At 72.5% G+C, this 18,717-nt stretch carries 14 protein-coding genes; 1 reads left to right on the top strand and 13 read right to left on the bottom strand.

Translation table 11 applies throughout. The features are described from left to right. Positions 1-55: 55 nt before the first annotated feature. From glgC to cbiE, 8 genes are all read right to left on the bottom strand, one after another. Positions 56-1,324, bottom strand: coding sequence for a glucose-1-phosphate adenylyltransferase (gene glgC, locus KHC19_RS21215; protein ID WP_213355375.1), 1,269 nt, complete (start codon positions 1,322-1,324; stop codon positions 56-58). Positions 1,325-1,331: 7 nt separating this feature from the next. After that, positions 1,332-3,587, bottom strand: coding sequence for a 1,4-alpha-glucan branching protein GlgB (gene glgB / locus KHC19_RS21210; RefSeq protein ID WP_213355374.1), 2,256 nt, complete (start codon positions 3,585-3,587; stop codon positions 1,332-1,334). Positions 3,588-3,745: 158 nt separating this feature from the next. Further along, positions 3,746-6,247, bottom strand: a complete 2,502-nt coding sequence (locus KHC19_RS21205) for a glycogen/starch/alpha-glucan phosphorylase (protein ID WP_213355373.1) — start codon at positions 6,245-6,247, stop codon at positions 3,746-3,748. A gap of 112 nt (positions 6,248-6,359) precedes the next feature. Then, positions 6,360-6,737 (bottom strand): DUF423 domain-containing protein, encoded by a 378-nt coding sequence (locus KHC19_RS21200; RefSeq protein WP_213355372.1) that lies wholly within the window; start codon positions 6,735-6,737, stop codon positions 6,360-6,362. Positions 6,738-6,740: 3 nt separating this feature from the next. Beyond that, a complete protein-coding gene (locus tag KHC19_RS21195; protein ID WP_213355371.1) occupies positions 6,741-8,075 on the bottom strand; it encodes a cobyrinic acid a,c-diamide synthase CobB in 1,335 nt (444 codons plus the stop codon). Positions 8,076-8,457: 382 nt separating this feature from the next. Then, entirely contained in the window at positions 8,458-9,216 is a 759-nt protein-coding gene (cobM, locus tag KHC19_RS21190) for a precorrin-4 C(11)-methyltransferase (RefSeq protein WP_213355370.1), read from the bottom strand. Then, positions 9,213-9,653 carry a cobalamin biosynthesis protein gene (locus KHC19_RS21185; RefSeq protein WP_246549331.1) on the bottom strand — a complete coding sequence of 147 codons (441 nt, stop codon included), beginning with the start codon at positions 9,651-9,653 and terminating at the stop codon, positions 9,213-9,215. Before KHC19_RS21185 ends, cobM begins: the two co-directional genes overlap by 4 nt. Then, positions 9,617-10,924, bottom strand: coding sequence for a precorrin-6y C5,15-methyltransferase (decarboxylating) subunit CbiE (gene cbiE, locus KHC19_RS21180; protein WP_378295556.1), 1,308 nt, complete (start codon positions 10,922-10,924; stop codon positions 9,617-9,619). Before cbiE ends, KHC19_RS21185 begins: the two co-directional genes overlap by 37 nt. Between cbiE and KHC19_RS21175 the strand changes: the two genes are divergently transcribed. Further along, positions 10,893-11,732, top strand: a complete 840-nt coding sequence (locus KHC19_RS21175; protein ID WP_213355369.1) for a cobalt-precorrin-6A reductase — start codon at positions 10,893-10,895, stop codon at positions 11,730-11,732. The two genes, cbiE and KHC19_RS21175, sit on opposite strands and share 32 nt — an antisense overlap. Here KHC19_RS21175 and KHC19_RS21170 read toward each other — a convergent pair. The 5 genes from KHC19_RS21170 to cobN are packed head-to-tail and all read right to left on the bottom strand — an operon-like array spanning position 11,687 to position 18,707. Continuing rightward, positions 11,687-12,460, bottom strand: a complete 774-nt coding sequence (locus KHC19_RS21170; RefSeq protein ID WP_213355367.1) for a precorrin-3B C(17)-methyltransferase — start codon at positions 12,458-12,460, stop codon at positions 11,687-11,689. The genes KHC19_RS21175 and KHC19_RS21170 overlap by 46 nt on opposite strands. After that, positions 12,457-13,209 (bottom strand): precorrin-2 C(20)-methyltransferase, encoded by a 753-nt coding sequence (locus KHC19_RS21165; protein ID WP_213355366.1) that lies wholly within the window; start codon positions 13,207-13,209, stop codon positions 12,457-12,459. The genes KHC19_RS21170 and KHC19_RS21165 overlap by 4 nt, the downstream gene beginning before the upstream one ends. Continuing rightward, positions 13,206-13,835, bottom strand: coding sequence for a precorrin-8X methylmutase (locus KHC19_RS21160; RefSeq protein ID WP_213356327.1), 630 nt, complete (start codon positions 13,833-13,835; stop codon positions 13,206-13,208). The genes KHC19_RS21165 and KHC19_RS21160 overlap by 4 nt, the downstream gene beginning before the upstream one ends. Before the next feature lie 13 nt (positions 13,836-13,848). Next, positions 13,849-15,081 (bottom strand): precorrin-3B synthase, encoded by a 1,233-nt coding sequence (gene cobG / locus KHC19_RS21155; protein WP_213355365.1) that lies wholly within the window; start codon positions 15,079-15,081, stop codon positions 13,849-13,851. Further along, entirely contained in the window at positions 15,078-18,707 is a 3,630-nt protein-coding gene (cobN, locus tag KHC19_RS21150) for a cobaltochelatase subunit CobN (RefSeq protein WP_213355364.1), read from the bottom strand. Before cobN ends, cobG begins: the two co-directional genes overlap by 4 nt. Between the last annotated feature and the right edge of the window lie 10 nt (positions 18,708-18,717).

Raw genomic sequence — 18,717 nt, 5'->3', positions numbered from 1 at the left:
ATCCCCGCCTGCCCTGTTTGCCTGCCCGACCGACCCTAGCGCGGCTGCGCGACGCTCAGATATCGAGCCGGTCGATCATCGACTGGGTGATCAGGCAGATGCCCTTCTCGGTGCGGCGGAAGCGCTTGGCGTCGAGTTCCGGGTCCTCGCCGACCACCAGCCCCTCGGGGATGCGCACGCCGGCATCGATCACCACGTTCTTCAGCTGCGCGGCGCGGCCGATCTCGACATAGGGCAGCACCACCGCGTTCTCGAGCGTGCCGTAGGAGTTCACCCGCACGCCGGTGAACAGCAGCGCCCGGCGCAGCGACGAGCCGGAGACGATGCAGCCGCCCGAGACCAGCGAGGAGATCGCCTGGCCGCGCCGGCCCTCGTCGTCGTGCACGAACTTTGCCGGCGGGGTGATCTCGCTATAGGTCCAGATCGGCCAGTCGCGGTCGTAGAGGTCGAGCTCGGGCACGATGCCGGTGAGGTCGATATTGGCCTCCCAATAGGCATCGACCGTGCCGACGTCGCGCCAATAGGGCGCCGTCTCCATGTCCGAGCGCACGCAGGAGCGCGAGAAATGGTGCGCGAAGGCTTTGCCGTGCTTCACGAGGTAGGGAATGATGTCCTTGCCGAAATCATGCGTCGAGAGCGGGTCGGCGGCGTCGCGCTTCAGCTGCTCGATCAGGAACTTCGTCTCGAAGATGTAGATGCCCATCGAGGCCAGCGCCTTGTCCGGGTGGCCGGGCATGGCCGGCGGGTCCTTCGGCTTCTCCAGGAAGGAGATGATGCGGTCCTCGGAATCGACATGCATCACCCCGAAGGCGCTGGCCTCCTCGCGCGGCACCTCCAGGCAGCCCACCGTCACGTCGGCGCCCTTGTCGACGTGCTCCTGCAGCATCACCTCGTAATCCTGCTTGTAGACGTGGTCGCCGGCCAGGATGATGATGTGGCGGGTATCGTAGGCCTCGATGATGTCGAGGTTCTGATACACCGCGTCCGCCGTTCCCAGATACCACATGGTTTCCGAGACGCGCTGGCTCGCCGGCAGCACGTCGAAGCTCTCATTGCGCTCGTGGCGGAAGAAGTTCCAGCCGCGCTGCATGTGGCGGATCAGGCTGTGCGCCTGGTACTGGGTGGCGACGCCGATGCGGCGGATGCCGGAATTCAGCGCGTTGGACAGCGCGAAGTCGATGATGCGCGACTTGCCGCCGAAATAGACCGCCGGCTTGGCGCGCCGGTCGGTCAGTTCCATCAGGCGGCTGCCGCGCCCACCGGCCAGCACATAGGCCATCGCGGTTCGGGCGAGTGGTGCGGTCTGGAGCGTCGGCCTGGCCATGGTGGGTTTACTCCTTGCACGTCACAGTGGACTTCGGCGTTTCCTCGGCCTTGGCGGGCACCGCCCGCTCCGGCTCCCATTTCAGGTACAGCGTGGCGAGCGGCGGCAGCACCAGTTCCGCGCTCGCCGGCATGCCGTGGGCGGGCACCTCGACCGCGACGACGCCGCCGAGATTGCCCACGCCGGAGCCGCCATAATCTGCACTGTCGGTATTGACGATTTCCCTCCATCGCCCGGCCTTCGGCAGGCCGAGGCGATAGAACGGGCGCGGCACCGGGGTGAAGTTGGCGATCATCGCCACCGGCGCGTCGTCCGCGCCGCCGGTGCGCAGCCAGGCGAACACCGATTGCTTGTGATCATCGACCACCAGCCAGCGGAAGCCGGCCGGGTCGTTGTCGCCGGCATGCAGCGCCGGCTCCTCGCGATAGGCGCGGTTGAGGTCGCGCACCAGCAATTGCACGCCGCGATGGTGCGGGCCCATGCCGGTGAGGTGCCAGTCGAGCGAGCGCTCCTCGCTCCATTCGCCCCGCTGCGCGAATTCCTGGCCCATGAACAGGAGCTTCTTGCCGGGATAGGCCCACATGAAGGCGTAATAGGCCCGCACATTGGCGAAGCGCTGCCAGTCGTCGCCGGGCATGCGCGACAGCACCGTGCCCTTGCCGTGCACCACCTCGTCATGGGAGAGCGGCAGCACGAAGTTCTCCGAGAAGGCGTACATCAGCCCGAAGGTGATCTTGTCGTGGTGCCAGGGCCGGTAGACCGGGTCGAGCGCCAGATAATCCAGCGTGTCGTGCATCCAGCCCATGTTCCACTTGAAGCCGAAGCCGAGCCCGCCCGCATGCACCGGCGCCGAGACCCCGGCCCAGGAGGTGGATTCCTCGGCGATGGTCACCGTGCCGGGATGCTCGCCATAGAGCGTGACATTGGCCCGCTGCAGGAAGGAGACGGCGTCCTTGTTGTCGTTGGAGCCGTCCGGGTTGGGCGACCATTCGCCCTCGCGGCGCGAATAGTTGAGATAGAGCATGGAGGCCACCGCATCGACGCGCAGCCCGTCGACATGGAAGCGGTCGAGCCAGAACAGCGCGTTGGCGGTGAGGAAGTTCGCCACTTCGCGACGGCCGAAATCATAGATCGCGGTGTTCCAGTCCGGGTGGAAGCCGCGCTGGGGGTCGGCATGCTCGTAGAGCGGGCCGCCGTCGAAATGCGCGAGGCCGTGGATGTCGGTGGGGAAATGCGCCGGCACCCAGTCGAGGATCACCGAGATTCCCGCCCGGTGCGCGCGGTCGACCAGCCGCGCGAAGCCGGCCGGGTCGCCGAAGCGGCTGGTCGGGGCATAGAGCCCGATCGGCTGGTAGCCCCAGGAGGCGTCGAGCGGGTGCTCGGAGATCGGCAAGAGCTCGATATGGGTGAAGCCCATCCACTCGACATAGGGGATCAGCTGGTCGGCGAGTTCGTCATAGGTGAGGAAGCGGTTGTCCTCGCCGCGCCGCCAGGAGCCGAGATGCACCTCGTAGATCGACATCGGCTTGCGGCGCGCCTCGCCCTGCTCGCGGGCGGCCAGATGCGCGGCGTCGTCCCATTCGAACGCGTCGGTGCGCGCCACCACCGAGCCGGTGGCCGGGCGGAACTCGCCCCGGAAGCCGAAAGGGTCGGCCTTCAGCGGCAATAGCCGCCCGTCGGCGGCGATGATCTCGTATTTGTAGATCGCGCCCTCGCCGATGCCGGGGGCGAAGATCTCCCACAGCCCGCTGTCGATGCGCTTGCGCATCTGGTGGCGTCGCCCGTCCCAGGCGTTGAAATCGCCGACCACCGAGACGCGCTGCGCGTTCGGCGCCCACACCGCGAAGGCGACGCCTTCCACGCCCTGGTGCAGGCTGGGATGCGCGCCGAGCCGCTCATAGAGCTGGGTGTGCGTGCCCTCGACCATCAGATGGTCGTCGAGCGGGCCGAGCACCGGCTCGAAGGCATAGGGGTCGTCGAGCCACCATTCGCCGCCGGCATTGCGCGCCTTCAGCGTGTAGCGCGCCCAGGCCGGGCGGTCGGCGACCCGCCCCTCGAAGAAGCCGGCACGGTGGCGGCGCGCGAGGCTAGCGACGGGCGTGCCGTCGAGGTCGAAGGCGTCGAGCGTCTCCGCACCGGGCACGAAGGCGCGGATGACGAGACCGTCCGCCGTCTCATGCGGCCCCAGCAGCCCGAAAGGGTCAGGGTGGCGGCCGCCGACGAGCAGGTCGACGTCGCGGTCCGGGGCCTGCCAGGCGTGCATGCGCGACGACCTTTCCTCATCGGAATCTGCTGCATCAAGACCCGATCGGGGAGAAGGTTCCTTTACCACCGGCAATAAGTCCAGCACGTAACGTCACGGATGCGAGGAAGGGCGCCGCCCGAGGCATGAAGCCGCAGTCCCGGCGCCCCGCCGGGGGTTCAGCGCGTCTGCAGCACCGGGACGTGCCAGATGTCGCGGGCATATTCGGAAATGGTCCGGTCCGAGGAGAACCAGCCCATATTGGCGGTGTTGATGGCGCTCGACGTCCACCAGGCCGGCCGGTCGTTCCACTTGGCGTCGACCAGCCGCTGGGTATCCCAGTAGCTGTCGAAATCCGGCGTCACCAGGAAGTAGTCGTGGTGGCGCAGCGCGTCGACCAGCGGCTTGTAGCGGTCGGGCTCGTCGGGGGAGAACACGCCGGCGCCCACCGCGTCCAGCACCTCGCCCAGATGCGGCGAGGCCGCGATCGCCGCCGCCTCGTCGATGCCGGCGATGCGGCGCTTCTCCACCTGCTCGGCGGTGAGGCCGAAGATGAAGATGTTGTCGTCGCCGACATGCTCCTTGATCTCGACATTGGCGCCGTCAAGCGTGCCGATGGTCAGCGCGCCGTTGAGCGCCATCTTCATGTTGCCGGTGCCCGACGCCTCCATGCCGGCGGTGGAGATCTGCTCGGAGAGGTCGGCGGCGGGGATGATCACCTCGGCCAGCGACACGTTGTAGTTCGGCAGGAACACCACCTTCAGCAGGTCGCGCACGGTGGGGTCGTCGTTCACCACCTTGGCGACGTCGTTGGCCAGCTTGATGATCAGCTTCGCCATGTGGTAGCTGGCCGCCGCCTTGCCGGAGAAGATCTTCACCCGCGGCGCCCAGGCCTTGGCCGGGTTGGCGCGCATGGCGTCGTAGAGCGCGATGGTCTCCAGCACGTTGAGCAGCTGGCGCTTATATTCGTGGATGCGCTTGATCTGCACGTCGAACAGCGCGCCGGGATTGACCTTGATGTCCAGCCGGTCGCGGATGAGGCGCGCCAGCGCCACTTTGTTCTGCCGGCGCACCGCGGCGAGCCGGTCGTGCAGCGCCGTCTCGCCGGCATGGGCCTCCAGCTTCTTCAGCGCCGCCGGGTCGTCCAGCACCTCCGGCCCGCACACGTCGACCAGGAGCGCGGTGAGCCCGGGATTGGCCTCGTTCAGCCAGCGGCGGAAGGTGATGCCGTTGGTCTTGTTGTTCATGCGCTCCGGGTAGAGCCGGTAGAAATCCTTGAAGACCGTGGTCTTCATCAACTCGCTGTGCAGCGCCGCGACGCCGTTGATCGAGTGCGAGCCGAGGAAGGCGAGGTTGCCCATGCGCACCCGCCGGCCGTGATCCTCCTGGATCAGCGAGACGGAGGAGAGCAGCGCGTCGTCGCCGGGGAACTCCTTGCGCACCGCTTCCAGATGCAGCGCGTTGATCAGGTAGATGATCTGCATGTGGCGCGGCAGCACCCGCTCCATCAGCGGTACCGGCCAGGTCTCCAGCGCCTCGGGCAGCAGCGTGTGGTTGGTGTAGGAGATGGTGCGGTTGGTGATGTCCCAGGCCTGCGCCCATTCGATGTCGTGCTCGTCGAGGAGCACGCGCATCAGCTCGGCTACCGCGATCGAGGGGTGGGTGTCGTTGAGCTGGATCGACACCTTGTCGGGCAGCGAGCGCACGTCGCCGAAGGTGTCGACATGGCGGCGCATCAGGTCGTGCAGCGAGGCGGCGGTGAAGAAATATTCCTGCCGCAGCCGCAGTTCCTGGCCCGCCGGGGTGGCGTCGCTCGGATAGAGCACCTTGGAGATCGCCTCGGCCTTCACCTGGTCGACCAGCGCGCCGACATGGTCGCCCTGGTTGAAGGCGTCGAGCCGCAGCGGGTCGGCCGCGCGGGCCGACCACAGCCGCAGCGTGTTGACGTGCCGGCCGCGCCAGCCGACGATCGGCGTGTCGTAGGCCACCGCCTCGACCTGCTCGGCCGGGTGCCAGACCTGCTTCTTGCGGTCGCCGCCCAGCGCCACCGCCTCCACCGAGCCGCCGAAGCCGACATCATAGGTGACTTCCGGCCGCTCGAATTCCCAGGGATTGCCGAAGGACAGCCAGTCCTCGGGATATTCCTGCTGCCAGCCATTCTTGATCACCTGCCGGAACAGGCCGTGATCGTAGCGGATGCCGTAGCCATAGGCGGCGATGGACAGCGTCGCCATGCTGTCCATGAAACAGGCGGCGAGGCGCCCGAGGCCGCCATTGCCCAGCGCCGCGTCCGGCTCCACCTGGCGCAGCCGGTCGAGGTCGACGCCGAGGTCGCCGAGCGCCGCGCGCACCGTCTCCAGCATTTCGAGATTGGTCAGCGCGTCGAACAGCAGCCGGCCGATCAGGAATTCCAGCGAGAGGTAGTAGACCCGCTTGCGGCCTTCCGAATAGGTCTGCCGCGTCGAGGTCACCCAGCGGTCGACGATGCGGTCGCGGGTGGCGAAGGCGGTGGCGAGGAACCAGTCGCGGTCGCTGGCCGCCGCCGGGTTCTTGCCCACCGCATAGGTCAGCTTGGCGATCACCGCGGCACGGAACTTGGCGACGTCGTCGCCGGCCGCGCTCGGCGCTTGGGTGGTCTGCTCCGGCTTGTCCAGCATCTTGCTCTCGACCTCGACTGTCATCTGCGACTAACGCTCCCCGTGGCGATCGGCCGCCCGCATCCTGCCATGTTCAACGGCCCGGCGAATGCCCGCACCGGCCATGCAACCTTTTGGCCAACTCGCCGGCGGCTCCTCATGCCCGCGCCTGCGCCCTCTCGAAGGCCGCCAGTCCCAGCGCCGCCCATCCGACCATCAGCATAGTCCCGCCGGTCGGGGCGGCCATAGGAAAAAGCACGGCATCCAGAAGCACCCGCACGGCGATGGCGCCGCTGAACAGGAGGGTGCCCAGCGCGATCAGCCCGGCGCCGAGATCGGCGAAGGAGCGGCGTCGCCCGCCCGCCACCGCCAGCGCCGCGCAGCCGGCCAGCGCCGCGGCGCCGATCATCAGGAAGCTGGCGGCGGTGGCGAGGCTGGGATCGGGCACCGCATGCGCCGCCGCCGCCGCGAGGCCGACGCCGGCCACGCCGAAAATCCCGGACAGCAACACGATCAGGCGGCGATAGGGCGTCATGGCTCACTCCTGCGCAATCACATGGAAGAAGGCCCCGGAGACGAGGCCGCGCCGGCTTCCCGCCGGCCCCAACGGCTTACCCTGTCCGTCCGCCAGTGTGACGAGCGGCGCATCGTCGCCGGGCTTTGTGACGCTGGCATAATGGAACTCGTGGCCGCGCAGGCTTGTCCCCTGCGGACCGAGCGGCCCCGGCGCCAGCGTCGTCGCCCGGCGGTAGCCGAGATTGAGCCGGCGGCGGGCGAAGCTGGTTTCATGGCCGAGCAGGCCCAGCATCCGATGGGTCGCGCCGTCGGCATCCTCCAGTGCCTCGCCCAGCACCATGTAGCCGCCGCACTCGCCATGCACCGGCCGCTTCCCCGCGAAGCGCCGGACGCCGTCGAGAAAGGTCGAGGCCGCCGCCAGCCGCCCGCCGTGCAGTTCGGGATAGCCGCCCGGCAGCCAGCACACGTCGCACGCCGCGTCCGGCCCCTGGTCGGCCAGCGGCGAGAACGGCACGATCTCGGCGCCCGCCGCCCGCCAGCCGCCGACGAGATGTTCATAGGCGAAGCCGAAGGCGACGTCGGCGGCCAGCGCGATGCGCTGTCCCGGCGGCGCGATCGCCGGCCGCAGCGGCGCCGCGAGATCGAGCGGCGCCGCCAGCCCGACCAGCGCGTCGAGATCGACATGCGCCTGCGCCATCGCCGCGAGGCGGTCGAGATGCGCGGCGAGTTCGGGATGCTCGGCGGCCTGCACCAGCCCGAGATGGCGCTCCGGCAGGCCGAGCGTCGCATCGCGCGGCACGGCGCCGATCACCGGCAGCGGCAGCGCCGCCATCGCCTCCTCGACCTGTGCGCGATGGCGCGGGCTCGCCACTTTGTTGAGCAGCGCCGCGGCGATCCGCACCCGCGGGTCGTGGGCGGCGAAGCCGCGCACCACCGCGGCGGCGGATTGCGACTGCCCGGAAACGTCCATCACCAGCACGACCGGCAGGCCGAACCGCGCCGCGAGATCGGCGGCGGCGCCGGAACGGCCCGCCTCGCCGGAAATCCCGTCGAACAGCCCCATCGAGGCCTCGATGATCACCAGTTCCGCGGCGCGCCCGGCTTCGGCGAGGAGGCCGGCCAGCAGTTCCGGGGCCATGGCGAAGCTGTCGAGGTTCAGCCCCGGCCGGCCGCTCGCCACCGCGTGGAAGGCGGGATCGATATAGTCCGGCCCGGACTTCACCGCCCGCACCTTCACCCCCCGCCGCGCCAGCGCCGCGACGACGCCGAGCGTCACCGTGGTCTTGCCGGAGCCGGAGCGCGGCGCGGCGAGGATGATCGCGCGCGGACCGGCGGTGGCGCGTTCAAGGGAGGTCATGCCGCCGCTCCCGGACGAGCATCCTTCGAGGCTCGCTGCGCTCGCACCTCAGGATGAGGGTGCTCTTTCTTGCAAGGATGAACGGTATCCTGAACCGCCCGGCCGGGATGTATACCGCTCCGCGTCCCCTTGCTTCCGGTCTCCTCCAAGGACCACCTCATCCTGAGTGTCTGACCCGTCATGGCCGAAAGAGCGGCGAAGCTCCCTCTCCCCGACGGGGAAAGGGAGAGAAAGGGCGCGGTGGAGACGTCTCCCTTCGATGGCGCGGTGGATGGCCAGGCTCTTTCGGATCGCTCACAAAGCGCCGTCATCCTGAGCTGCGAGCGCAGCGAGCCTCGAAGGATGTTCGTCCTGGCCCGCCCGCCCCACCTCCTACGCCCCTTCATTCCCGCCCCCGGAAGCGGCGCTGGTAGTGCGCGTCGTAAAGCGCGCTCTCGCGGAAATCCTCGGCACCGAGCGCCCGGCCGACGAGGATCAGCGCCGCCCGCTCCGCCGGCGCCTCGCCATGGCGCGCGAGAATGTCTCCCAGCGTGCCGGTGATCACCCGCTCGCCTGGCCGGCTCGCCTCCACCACCACCGCCACCGGGCAGTCGGCGCCGTGGGTGGGCAGCAGCCGCTCGACCAGCTGCGGCAGGGCATGGATGGCGAGATGCAGCACCAGCGTCGCCCCGGTCGACGCGAAGGCCTCCAGCGTCTCGGCCGCCGGCATGGCGGAGGCGCGCCCCGACACCCGCGTCAGCACCACGCTCTGGGCGACGCCCGGTACGGTGAGTTCGCGCCCCAGCACCGCGCTCGCCGCCGCGAAGGCCGGCACGCCGGGCGTCAGCGTATAGGCGATGCCGAGCCGGTCGAGCCGGCGCATCTGCTCGGCCACCGCCGAATAGATGGAAAGGTCGCCGGAATGCAGCCGCGCCACATCCGCGCCCGCCGCCTCGGCGCGCACATATTCCGCCTCGATCTCGTCCAGCGACAGCGGCGCGGTGTCGACGAGGCGGGCGCCGGGGGGGCACCAGCCGAGCATCTCCGCCGGCACCAGCGAGCCGGCATAGAGGCACACCGGACAGCGGCCGATCAGCTCGCGCCCCCGCAGGGTGATGAGATCCGCCGCTCCCGGCCCGGCGCCGATGAAATGCACGGTCATGTCGGGTCCGCCTCCGGGCTCGCCTTGTCGCGCTCGCGCGCCAGCGCGCACGTCACCGGCCCCAGCACGAAGCGCGGCCCCAGCAGCGTCGAGCCGCGCCCGGCCGCCGCCAGCGCCGCCGCCTCCGCCACCGAGGGCACGCCCATCAGCGCCACCACCCGTTCCGAATGGGTGACGGCCCGCGCCCCCGCCGCCTCCATCTGCGCCTGCGGCACCATGACCAGCAGCAGGCCGAGGTCGAGCGCCCCCTTCATGATGCCCGGCTCCGATCCCTTCAGCGCCGGCGTCGCCATCAGCGAGATCTCGCCGAGCCTTATGCCGTAGCGCGCCAGGGCGCCGCGCACCGCGGCGCAGACCTCCTGCGCGCTGGCGCCGCGCCGGCTGCCGACCCCCGCCACGATCATCGCGCCACCATGCGCGGCTTGAGCCACGTCCATTGCGTGACCGGCATCGCCGGCCGCCAGCCGGTCATGCCGGCGACGGGGGAGGCCTGCGCCATCGCGATCCGCGTCAGCCCGCCGCCGAGCGCGGCGTGGCGCGCCAGCAGCACCGCCTCGGTCTCCAGCGTCACCGCATTGACGACCAGCCGCCCGCCGGGCTTGAGCGCCTCGATGGCCGCCTCCAGCACGCCAGCCTCGCTCGCGCCGCCGCCGACGAAGACGACGTCGGGCGCCGGCAATCCTTCCAGCGCCTCCGGCGCCCGGCCCTCCACCACCCGCAGGCCGGGGGCGCCGAGCGCCCGCGCGTTCCGCTCCACCCGCGAAGCCCGCTCGCCGCGCTCCTCGATGGCGATGGCCTTGAGCGAGGGATCGGCCAGCATCCATTCGATGCCGATCGACCCCGCCCCGGCGCCGATGTCCCATAACAATTCACCCCGGCGCGGCGCCAGCGCCGCCAGCGTCAGCGCACGGATGCCGCGCTTGGTCAGCTGCCCGTCATTCTCGTACCACTCGTCCGGCAGGCCGGGCGTGAGCGGGATCTCCCGCGCGCCCTCGCCCGCCGCCACCTCGATGCCGACGAGGTTGAGCGGGTGGATGTCGGCCAGCGCGAAGCCCTCCGCCGGCGCCGCGCGCACCCGCTCGCGCGGACCGCCCAGCGCCTCCAGCACGGTGAGGCGCGAGGCACCGAACCCGCTCGCGGCGAGCAGCGCCGCCAGCGCCGCCGGCCCTTCGGCATCGGAGGTCAGCACCAGCACCCGGCTTGCGTCGTGCAGATGCCGCCGCACCGTCTCCACCGCCCGTCCATGCGCGGAGACCAGCGCCGTCTCGTTCAGCGCCCAGCCCAGCCGCGCCGCCGCCAGGCTGAAGGCGGAGGGCGCCGGCACCACCTCCATCTCCCCGGCCGGCACATGCCGCGCCAGCACCGTGCCGACACCGTGCAGGAACGGGTCGCCGGAGGCCAAGACGCACACCCGTCCGCCCGCCAGCGCCAGCACCTGCCTCACCCCGTCCTCGAACGGGCTCGGCCAGGCCCGTGCCTCGGCGGGAAACGCCCGCGCCGCGCCGCGGATCGCCTCGCGGGCCAGAGCGAGATGCCGCGCGCCGCCGAACACCACCTCGGCCTCTTCGATCAGCGCGCGCCCGCGCGGCGAGAGCCCGTCCAGGCCGTCCTCGCCGAGGCCGACGATGGACAACCAGCGCCGCGCCGGCGCATTGTCCGCCGCCATGTCACCCACCATGTCACCCACCACGGCTTCAGCTCCCGGCATCGCCGCTCCCCATTCCGCGTCCCTTCCGCTGCGCGTGCTCGTGCTCGGCGGCACCAGCGACGCGCGGGCCCTGGTGGAGGCGCTCGCGGGCCGTGCCGACATCGCACCCAGCGTGTCGCTTGCCGGACGCACGCGCAACCCGGTCGCCTATCCGGCGCCGACCCGCATCGGCGGCTTCGGCGGCGCCGAGGGACTTGCGGCGCACTTGCAAGCCGAGGGCATCGACGCGCTGATCGACGCCACCCACCCCTTCGCCGCCGCCATGTCGGCGAACGCCGCCGAGGCCGCCCGCAGGACCGGCGTGCCGCTCCTCGCACTCGCCCGCCCGGCCTGGACGCCCCGCCCCGGCGACGACTGGCAGCAGGCGCCGACGCTTCCCGCCGCCCTCTCTCTGCTCGGCGAAGCCCCGCGCCGCGTCTTCGCCGCCCTCGGGCGCAACGAGGTGCACGCGCTGGAGGCCGCCCCGCAGCACCGCTACCTCATCCGCAGCGTCGATCCGGTCGAGCCGCCGCTCGCCGTCGCCGATGCCGGCTACCTCCTGGACCGCGGCCCGTTCCGCCTCGACGCCGAGGTCGATCTTTTCAAATCGCACGGCATCGAGATCGTCCTCGCCAAGAACAGCGGGGGAACGGCGAGCGCCGCCAAGCTCGACGCCGCCCGCCTTCTCGGCCTGAAGGTGATCCTCCTCGCCCGCCCCGCCCGCCCGGACGTGCCGGCCGCGACGAGCGTCGAGGAAGCCCTCGCCTGGCTGGAGGCGCGGCTTCATGGCCGCTCCGGCCGGGCGGCGTCCATGCGGCGCGGCGTGTAGACGAGATCGGGCCGCCCCGGCCGCGCCACGATCCGCGTGGCGGCTGTGCCGACGAGGATGCAGGTCGCCATGTCGGCCATGTCCCCCCGCGCCGCGGCGAGCGGCACGGTGGCGATCCTCTCGTCAGCCCGCCCCGCCGCCCGGCCGAAGATCACCGGCACCGTGCCCGGCAGTTCCGCCCGCAGGAGGTCGAACGCCCGGTCGAGCTGCCAGGGCCGCGCCTTCGACACCGGGTTGTAGAACGCCATCGCGAAGCCCGCCTGCGCGGCGAGCCGCAGCCGCCGCTCCACGGCCTCCCACGGCTTGAGGTTGTCGGAGAGCGAGACGGCGCAGAAATCATGCCCCAGCGGCGCCCCCGCCCGTGCCGCCACCATCAGCATGGCGGTGATGCCCGGCACCACGCGCAGATCGAGCCCCCGCCATTCCGCCGGCCCGGCCTCGATCGCCTCGATCACCGCCGCCGCCATGGCGAACACGCCGGGATCGCCGCCCGAGACCATCGCCACCTTCGCGCCGCCGGCGGCATGGGCCAGCGCGGCGCCGGCGCGCGCGATCTCCTCGCGATTGTCGGAGGCGTGCCGGCTCTGGCCGTCCCGCTCCGGCACCCGGTCGAGATACGGGCCGTAGCCATAGACCGCCTCGGCGGCGTCCAGCTCGGCCGACGCCTCCGGCGTCAGCCAGCGCGCCTCGCCGGGCCCGAGCCCGATGACGCTGAGACGGCCGCTCATTCGTCCGCTCCGGCCCGCAATTGCCAGCCGGGCACCAGCACGATGGCGAAATAGGGCGCCGCCTCCCCGCCCCGCGCGGCAAGCGGCATCGCCCCGCCGCCGGCCATGGTGCCGCGCTCGACATAGAGCGCCCGGTCGAGCCGCCCCGCCGTTTCCAGCGCCCGGCGGATCTTCGGCAGGTTGCGCCCCACCTTCATGATCACCGCCGCGTCGGCCGCCGCCAGCCGCCGCGCCAGCTCGGCCTCCTCCAGCGTGCCCGGCAGCACGCTGAGCACGTCGTCGCCCTGGGCGATCGGCGTGCCCGCCTGCGACCAGCAGCCGGACATGCCGGTGACGCCGGGAATCACCTCGGTCGGGTAGCGCGCCGCGAGGCGCACATGCAGGTGCATGTAGGAGCCGTAGAACAGCGGATCGCCCTCGGAGAGCACCGCCACCTTCCGCCCGGCGTCGAGATGCCCGGCCACGAGCCGGGCGCTGTCGTCGTAGAAGCCGGTGATCTGCGACCGGTAGCCCTCGTCATGGCGGTGGAGCTCGGTGGTCACGGGATAGTCGAGCGGCAGCTCCAGCGCCCCGGCGCGGAAATGCGCCTGCGCGATGGCCCGCGCATGGCTGTCCTTGCCGCGCTTGGCGAAATAGGCGACGACATCGGCCTCGCCGAGCGCGCGCGCGGCCTTCAGCGTCATCAGCTCGGGGTCGCCGGGGCCGACGCCGACGCCGATCAGGCAGCCACCCGCAATCGCCGCGCTCATATCCCCGCCCTCGCCAGCGCGTTGATGGCCGCCGCCGTCATGGCGCTGCCGCCCAGCCGCCCGCGCACCACCAGCCACGGCACGCCGTGATCGCCCGCCGCCAGCGCCTCCTTGGATTCCGCCGCGCCGACGAAGCCGACGGGGATGCCGAGGATCGCCGCCGGCCTCGGCGCGCCGGCGTCGAGCATCTCCATGAGCTGGAACAGCGCCGTCGGCGCGTTGCCGATGGCGATCACCGCCCCCTCCATCCGGTCGCGCCACAATTCCAGCGCCGCCGCCGAGCGGGTGGTGCCGAGCCGCTCCGCCAGCCCCGGCACGGAGGGATCGCGCAGCGTGCAGATCACCTCGTTGTTCGCCGGCAGCCGCGCCCGCGTCACCCCATGCGCCACCATCTGCGCGTCGCACAGGATCGGCGCGCCCGCCGCCAGCGCCCGCCGCGCCGCGCCGACCAGACCGGGCGCGAAGTCGATGGCGAGCGCCGCCTCGACGAGGCCGCAGGCATGGATCATCCGCACCGCGACATCCGCTTCCTCCGGCGTGAAGCGGCCGAGCTCGGCCTCCTCGCGGATGATCGCGAAGGAGCGCTCATAGATGGCGTTGCCGTCGCGTATGTAGTCGTCGCGCATGTAGTCGTGGGCCTCAGCCAAGCTCGCTCTCCAGAAACGCACGCACGACCCCGGCCGCCGCGTCGAAGGGGACGATCCGCACCGGCGCGTCGCGCGGCGTGCCTTCGACCACGATCCCGGCCCCTTCGTCCAGCCCCACGATGGTGAGGTCGGCCCGGCCGGGATGCGCACAGCCTTTCACGCAGCCCGAGACATGCACCGTGCGGCCTCCGGCGAGGCCGCGCACCAATTGCCGGGCGAGCGCCCGCGTGGCGAATCGCGCCGAGCCGCAGGCCGGCGCACCCGGGCAGGCCGCGATCCGGCGCAGCGGATCGGCGGCGTCGACGATCAGGCCGGCCGCGCCGGCCGCTTGCGCCAGCGCATCGGCCCGCGCCTCGTCCAATGGCCCGATCACCAGCGCCCGCCCGCCGGCCGGCTCGATGAAGTCCGCGCCGAGCTCGGCCGCCCGGCCGGCCAGCGCCTGCAACCCCTCCGCCTCGATCTGTCCGAAGGGCAGAGCGAGGCCGAGCGCGCATCTTCCCGCCCCATGTCGCCCCTCGGCCAGCGCGTGCCGGCCCACCGGCTCGCCCGGCGACGGGACCCGCCCCTCGGCCGGCACCAGCCCGGCGCCGAGCGCCGCCGCTCCCTCCGCCGCCAGCAGGTCGCGCATTCTGGCCTGCGGCCCCAGGGCGGCGAGCCGTTCCAGCAGCGCCAGCACCACCGGCCCCGGCGCCGGGGTCCGCCCGATCGCCACGCCGGCCGCCGCGATGCGAAAACCGGCCGCCGCCGGCGAGACCGCGATGTCGAGATCGCGCCCGGCGAGGCCCAGCGCCCCGCCGCCATCGATGCCGACGCTCACCTTCGGCGCCAGCCGGTCCGCCAGCCCTGCCACCTGCGCCGCCTGCGCGATCGCCGCCGCCAGCGGACGCGGATCGAAGGCCTCGGCTGGATCGCGCCCGGCCAGCGCGCTCGTCTCGATGCCCAGCCCCTCGCGCAGCGCGAGGCCGAGCGCGCCCACGCCCTCCGCCAGACGCGCCGCCCCCACCGCGTCGAGCCCGCGCAGCTGCAGCTTCCCCCGCGCCGTCACCTCGATGATGCCATTGCCGCAATCCCGCGCCAGAGCCGCCAGCCCGGCGGCCTGCGGGGGCGTCAGCGGCCCGGCGAGCGCGAGCCGCGCCAGCAGTCCGTCGCCGGTCGCCATCGGCGCCGGCAGGGTCGGGCAGGCGCCGCGCCTGAAGGCGGCGGCATTGCCGGCGGCGCCGCTCATTCCGCCGCCTCCTCGCCGGATCCTTTCCCGCGCAACTCGTCGAGCGCCGCGCCGACATCGTTGCGCTTGGGATGCCACAGCCCCCGCGCCCGCGCACCCTCCAGCCGCCCGGCGACGAACAGCGCCCCCTCCGGCGATTGCGCGGCGAGGAAATCCCGCACCCGTTCGTCGGCGACATAGGCGGCGTGGATCAGGTCGATCAGATGCGAAGGCACCGCTGGCGTCACCTCGGCGAAACCGACCAGCCGGTCGACGGTCTCCACCATCTCCGCCGCCCCGCGCGGGCCGTGGCGCAGCAGGCCGTCAACATAGGCCGGCGCCACCCGCCGCCGCACGAGGCGCGCCAACGCCTCGTCGAGCGGCCGCGCCCGCGGCCGCGCCGGATCGTGGGTGTCGAGCACCACCAGGTCCGGCGCCCGCCCCATGGCCGCCGCCGCCGCCGCAAAGCCACCGAGAAAGGCGAGGTCGGCATCGCCCTCCAGCAGGTCGCGGCCCGGATCGTCCTGCCCGTGCACGATCAGGTCGGCCGCCGCCACCCGCGCCGCGAAGGCCCCGCCCGCCGGCCGCGCCGCGCCCTCGGTGCCGCCATAGGCGTGGGACGCCGCCGCGAGATAGGCCACGCCGGCCGCCGCCGCATCCCGCTCGCCGGCATGCGCGTCGAGCCCGGCGCCATAGGCCCCCGGGGCGGTGCCGAAGATGCGCGGCGCCCCCTCGCCCGCCGCCGCCAGCGGGTTCTCCCCGGCGGGCTCGTCGCGGCGGGCCACCGCCTTCAGCGCCGCGTCGAGCAGCGCGATCTGCGCCGGGAACAGGTCGCGGAACAGCCCGGAGATGCGGAAGGTGACATCCACCCGCGGCCGCCCCATCGCCGCGGGCGGCAGCACCTCGATGCCGGTGACGCGCCCGGTCGCCGGGTCCCACACCGGCCGGGCGCCGATCAGCGCCAGCCCCTGCGCGATCTCCTCGCCGCCGGTGCGCAGCGTCGCGCTGCCCCACAAATCGAGCACCAGCGCGCGCGGCCAGTCGCCATGCGCCTGGCAGTAAGCGCGCACCACCTCCTGCGCGGCGAGCCGGCCGAGATCCATGGCGGTCGGCGTCGGCAGGCCGCGCGGATCGGCGGTGAAGAGGTTGCGCCCGGTGGGCAGGACGTCCGATCGCCCGCGCGCGGGCGCCCCCGCCGGCCCGGCCGCCACCCGCCGCCCGGCGAGCGCGGCGAGCAATCCGTCGCGCTCCGCCGCCCCGCAGGCGCCGCGGCCATAGACATGGAAGCCGTCCTTCAGCCGCAGTTCCTTGAGATCGCACAGGAAGGCATCGATGCGCCGCAGCGCCTCGCCCTCGTCGGTGCCGTCGATGCGGGCGTCGCGTCCCAGCCCGGTGCGCGCGGCCTCCTCGACGATCAGCCGCGCCAGCCTCTCGCGCCGCCGCCGGTCGAGCCCGTCCGCCTGCGCATATTCATCGACGAGACGCTCGAGATCGCGCGCGTCGCCGTCGAGTTCGGCATCCTTCAGCGGCGGCGGCAAATGGCCGAGCGTCACGCCGGCGAGGCGTCGCTTCGCCTGCGCCGCCTCGCCGGGATTGGAGACGATGAACGGATAGACCACCGGCAGCGCCCCGACGACGAGGCTGGGGAAGCAGGCCGGGGTCAGCGCCACCTGCTTGCCGGGCAGCCATTCCAGCGTGCCATGCGCGCCCATGTGCACCAGCACGTCCACCTCGCGCTGCAGCCACAGCCCGAAGGCCATCAGCGCATGGCGCGGCGGCAGCGCCGGATCGTGATACTGCGCCCGCCGCTCGGCATGCGAGCCGCGATCCGGCGCCCGCGCGACGAGGACGTTGCCGCAGCGGAGCACCCGGAAGCGGAAAGCCCCGTCGAAGCCGGCGGGGTCGTCCTCCGGGGGCCCCCACGCCGCCTCGATCGCGGCGACGGCCTCGGCAGGGAGGGCGGCGCGGAGGCGGCGGTAATCCGCCAGGCCGAGTGCAGCCTCGTCCCGTGAATCCGGTACACCCTCATCCCCTGCAACCCGCACCACCTCATCCTGAGGTGCCCGGCGCAGCCGGGCCTCGAAGGACGGGTCTCCGGGCGCGCCTTCCCGAGCTCCCTTCGAGGCTCGCTCCGCTCGCACCTCGGGATGAGGGGGCGCGAGAGATGAATGCGAGGGGCGAGCGGGCGCCCCGTCCTCCCCCGTCAGCGCCGCCACCAGCGCCCGCTCGTCCTCGGGCACGCCTTCCACCCGATAGCCGGCGAGCTTCATGTCGGCCAGCGCCGCCCGCGCGCTCGCCGGCACGTCCAGCCCCACCGCCCAGCCGGTCCGCCCGGCGGCGCCGGCATAGTCCGGCAGGATCATCGCCACGCGCCGTTCCGCCGGCGGCAGCCGCCGCAGCCGCACCAGCGCCGCCACCCTGTCGGCCACCGCGTCGATGAGCTCCGGCTCCGGCCGGTTGACGAGATGCGCGAAGCCGGCTTCCTCGGCGGGATCCTTGAATGAAACGGCGCCCGCGAGCAGCCGCCCGTCGAGCTCGGGCAGCACCACATGCATGGCGAGGTCGGCGCTCGCCAGCCCCCGCGCGCCCTCCTGCCATGCGGCGCGCTTCGTCGTCGCCACCACCGCCTGGATCACCGGCGCGTCGGTCAGGTCGAGCACGCTCGCCTCCCCGGCCTCGGCGGCGGCGAAGGCGGTGAGCGTGACGATCGCCGCCGGCCGCATCTCCGGCAGCGCGCGGCGCAGGAAATCGGCGGCGTGCGGGTCCTTGAGGCTGGCGACGAAAATGGGACGCGGCGACAGCCCGCGCGCGGCCAGCGCCGCACAGAGCGCATCGACCGGCGCGGTGTCGCCGGCCATCAGCAGCGAGCGATAGAATAGGATAGGGATGACGGGGGCCGCATCGTCCGCAACCGCCTGCGCCTCCCCCGGTCGCTCGCCCCTGTCGGTTACCGGAGCTTCCCCCTCACCCACCCCTCTCCCCGGCGGGGAGAGGGCTTTCCCCTCGGCGCGACCGGCTCCCTCTCCCCGCCGGGGAGAGGGTTGGGGTGAGGGGAGATGCCGCCGGGAGGACAATCCACCCGCCCCCGCCCACGCATAAAACCCCGCCAGCGGCAGCGGTCGCGGCGGCGGCACCTCGGCGGCGCGACCGGCATGGCGCCCCAGCAGGGCCAGCAGCGCCCGCATATTCTCCGGCCCGCCGGCACGGAAATAGCCGAGCAGCGCCGCGAGCGCCGCCTCGTCCAGCGTCGAGGCGCCCGCGAGGCGCGGATCGTCGCGGTCCTCGCCCGGCAGCACCGCCAGTTGGAAGCCATGCGCCCGCGCCGCCGCGCCGAGCCGCTCGACGCCGTAGCGCCACCAGTCGAGCCCGCCGAGCAGCCGCACCACCACGATCTTCGCCCGTGGCGCCAGCCGGTCGACCCAGAGATCGACCGACATCGGGTGCTTCAGCTCGCGCAGATTGGCCAGCGCCAGGCTCGGCGGCTTCTCGCCGGTGCCCTCGTCCGCGCCATGGCCCACCGCACGCGCGAGCGCCGTCAGGTCGCTGTCGGCGAAGGAGGCCACCACCAGCTCCGCCGGCGGCTGCCGGAGATCGACAGGCTCGGCGAGATCGTCGAGCGAAGCGGAACTGGTGGCGAGGATATGCATGGCGCCTCGA

The sequence above is a fragment of the Ancylobacter oerskovii genome, from assembly GCF_018390555.1.
Taxonomy (GTDB): domain Bacteria; phylum Pseudomonadota; class Alphaproteobacteria; order Rhizobiales; family Xanthobacteraceae; genus Ancylobacter; species Ancylobacter oerskovii.
Note: the sequence above shows the minus strand (reverse complement) of the source record. Positions and strands in the feature narration are given on the sequence as shown.

Bases quoted from the DNA above. Each gene is read 5' to 3' on its own strand.
- cbiE (WP_378295556.1), bottom strand. From the start codon at position 10,924: ATGCCGGGAGCTGAAGCCGTGGTGGGTGACATGGTGGGTGACATGGCG.
- cobN (WP_213355364.1), bottom strand. From the start codon at position 18,707: ATGCATATCCTCGCCACCAGTTCCGCTTCGCTCGACGATCTCGCCGAG.
- KHC19_RS21175 (WP_213355369.1), top strand. From the start codon at position 10,893: ATGTCACCCACCACGGCTTCAGCTCCCGGCATCGCCGCTCCCCATTCC.
- KHC19_RS21195 (WP_213355371.1), bottom strand. From the start codon at position 8,075: ATGACCTCCCTTGAACGCGCCACCGCCGGTCCGCGCGCGATCATCCTC.
- cobM (WP_213355370.1), bottom strand. From the start codon at position 9,216: ATGACCGTGCATTTCATCGGCGCCGGGCCGGGAGCGGCGGATCTCATC.
- KHC19_RS21160 (WP_213356327.1), bottom strand. From the start codon at position 13,835: ATGCGCGACGACTACATACGCGACGGCAACGCCATCTATGAGCGCTCC.
- cobG (WP_213355365.1), bottom strand. From the start codon at position 15,081: ATGAGCGGCGCCGCCGGCAATGCCGCCGCCTTCAGGCGCGGCGCCTGC.
- KHC19_RS21170 (WP_213355367.1), bottom strand. From the start codon at position 12,460: ATGAGCGGCCGTCTCAGCGTCATCGGGCTCGGGCCCGGCGAGGCGCGC.
- KHC19_RS21200 (WP_213355372.1), bottom strand. From the start codon at position 6,737: ATGACGCCCTATCGCCGCCTGATCGTGTTGCTGTCCGGGATTTTCGGC.
- KHC19_RS21185 (WP_246549331.1), bottom strand. From the start codon at position 9,653: ATGGACGTGGCTCAAGCCGCGCATGGTGGCGCGATGATCGTGGCGGGG.
- glgC (WP_213355375.1), bottom strand. From the start codon at position 1,324: ATGGCCAGGCCGACGCTCCAGACCGCACCACTCGCCCGAACCGCGATG.
- glgB (WP_213355374.1), bottom strand. From the start codon at position 3,587: ATGCACGCCTGGCAGGCCCCGGACCGCGACGTCGACCTGCTCGTCGGC.
- KHC19_RS21165 (WP_213355366.1), bottom strand. From the start codon at position 13,209: ATGAGCGCGGCGATTGCGGGTGGCTGCCTGATCGGCGTCGGCGTCGGC.
- KHC19_RS21205 (WP_213355373.1), bottom strand. From the start codon at position 6,247: ATGACAGTCGAGGTCGAGAGCAAGATGCTGGACAAGCCGGAGCAGACC.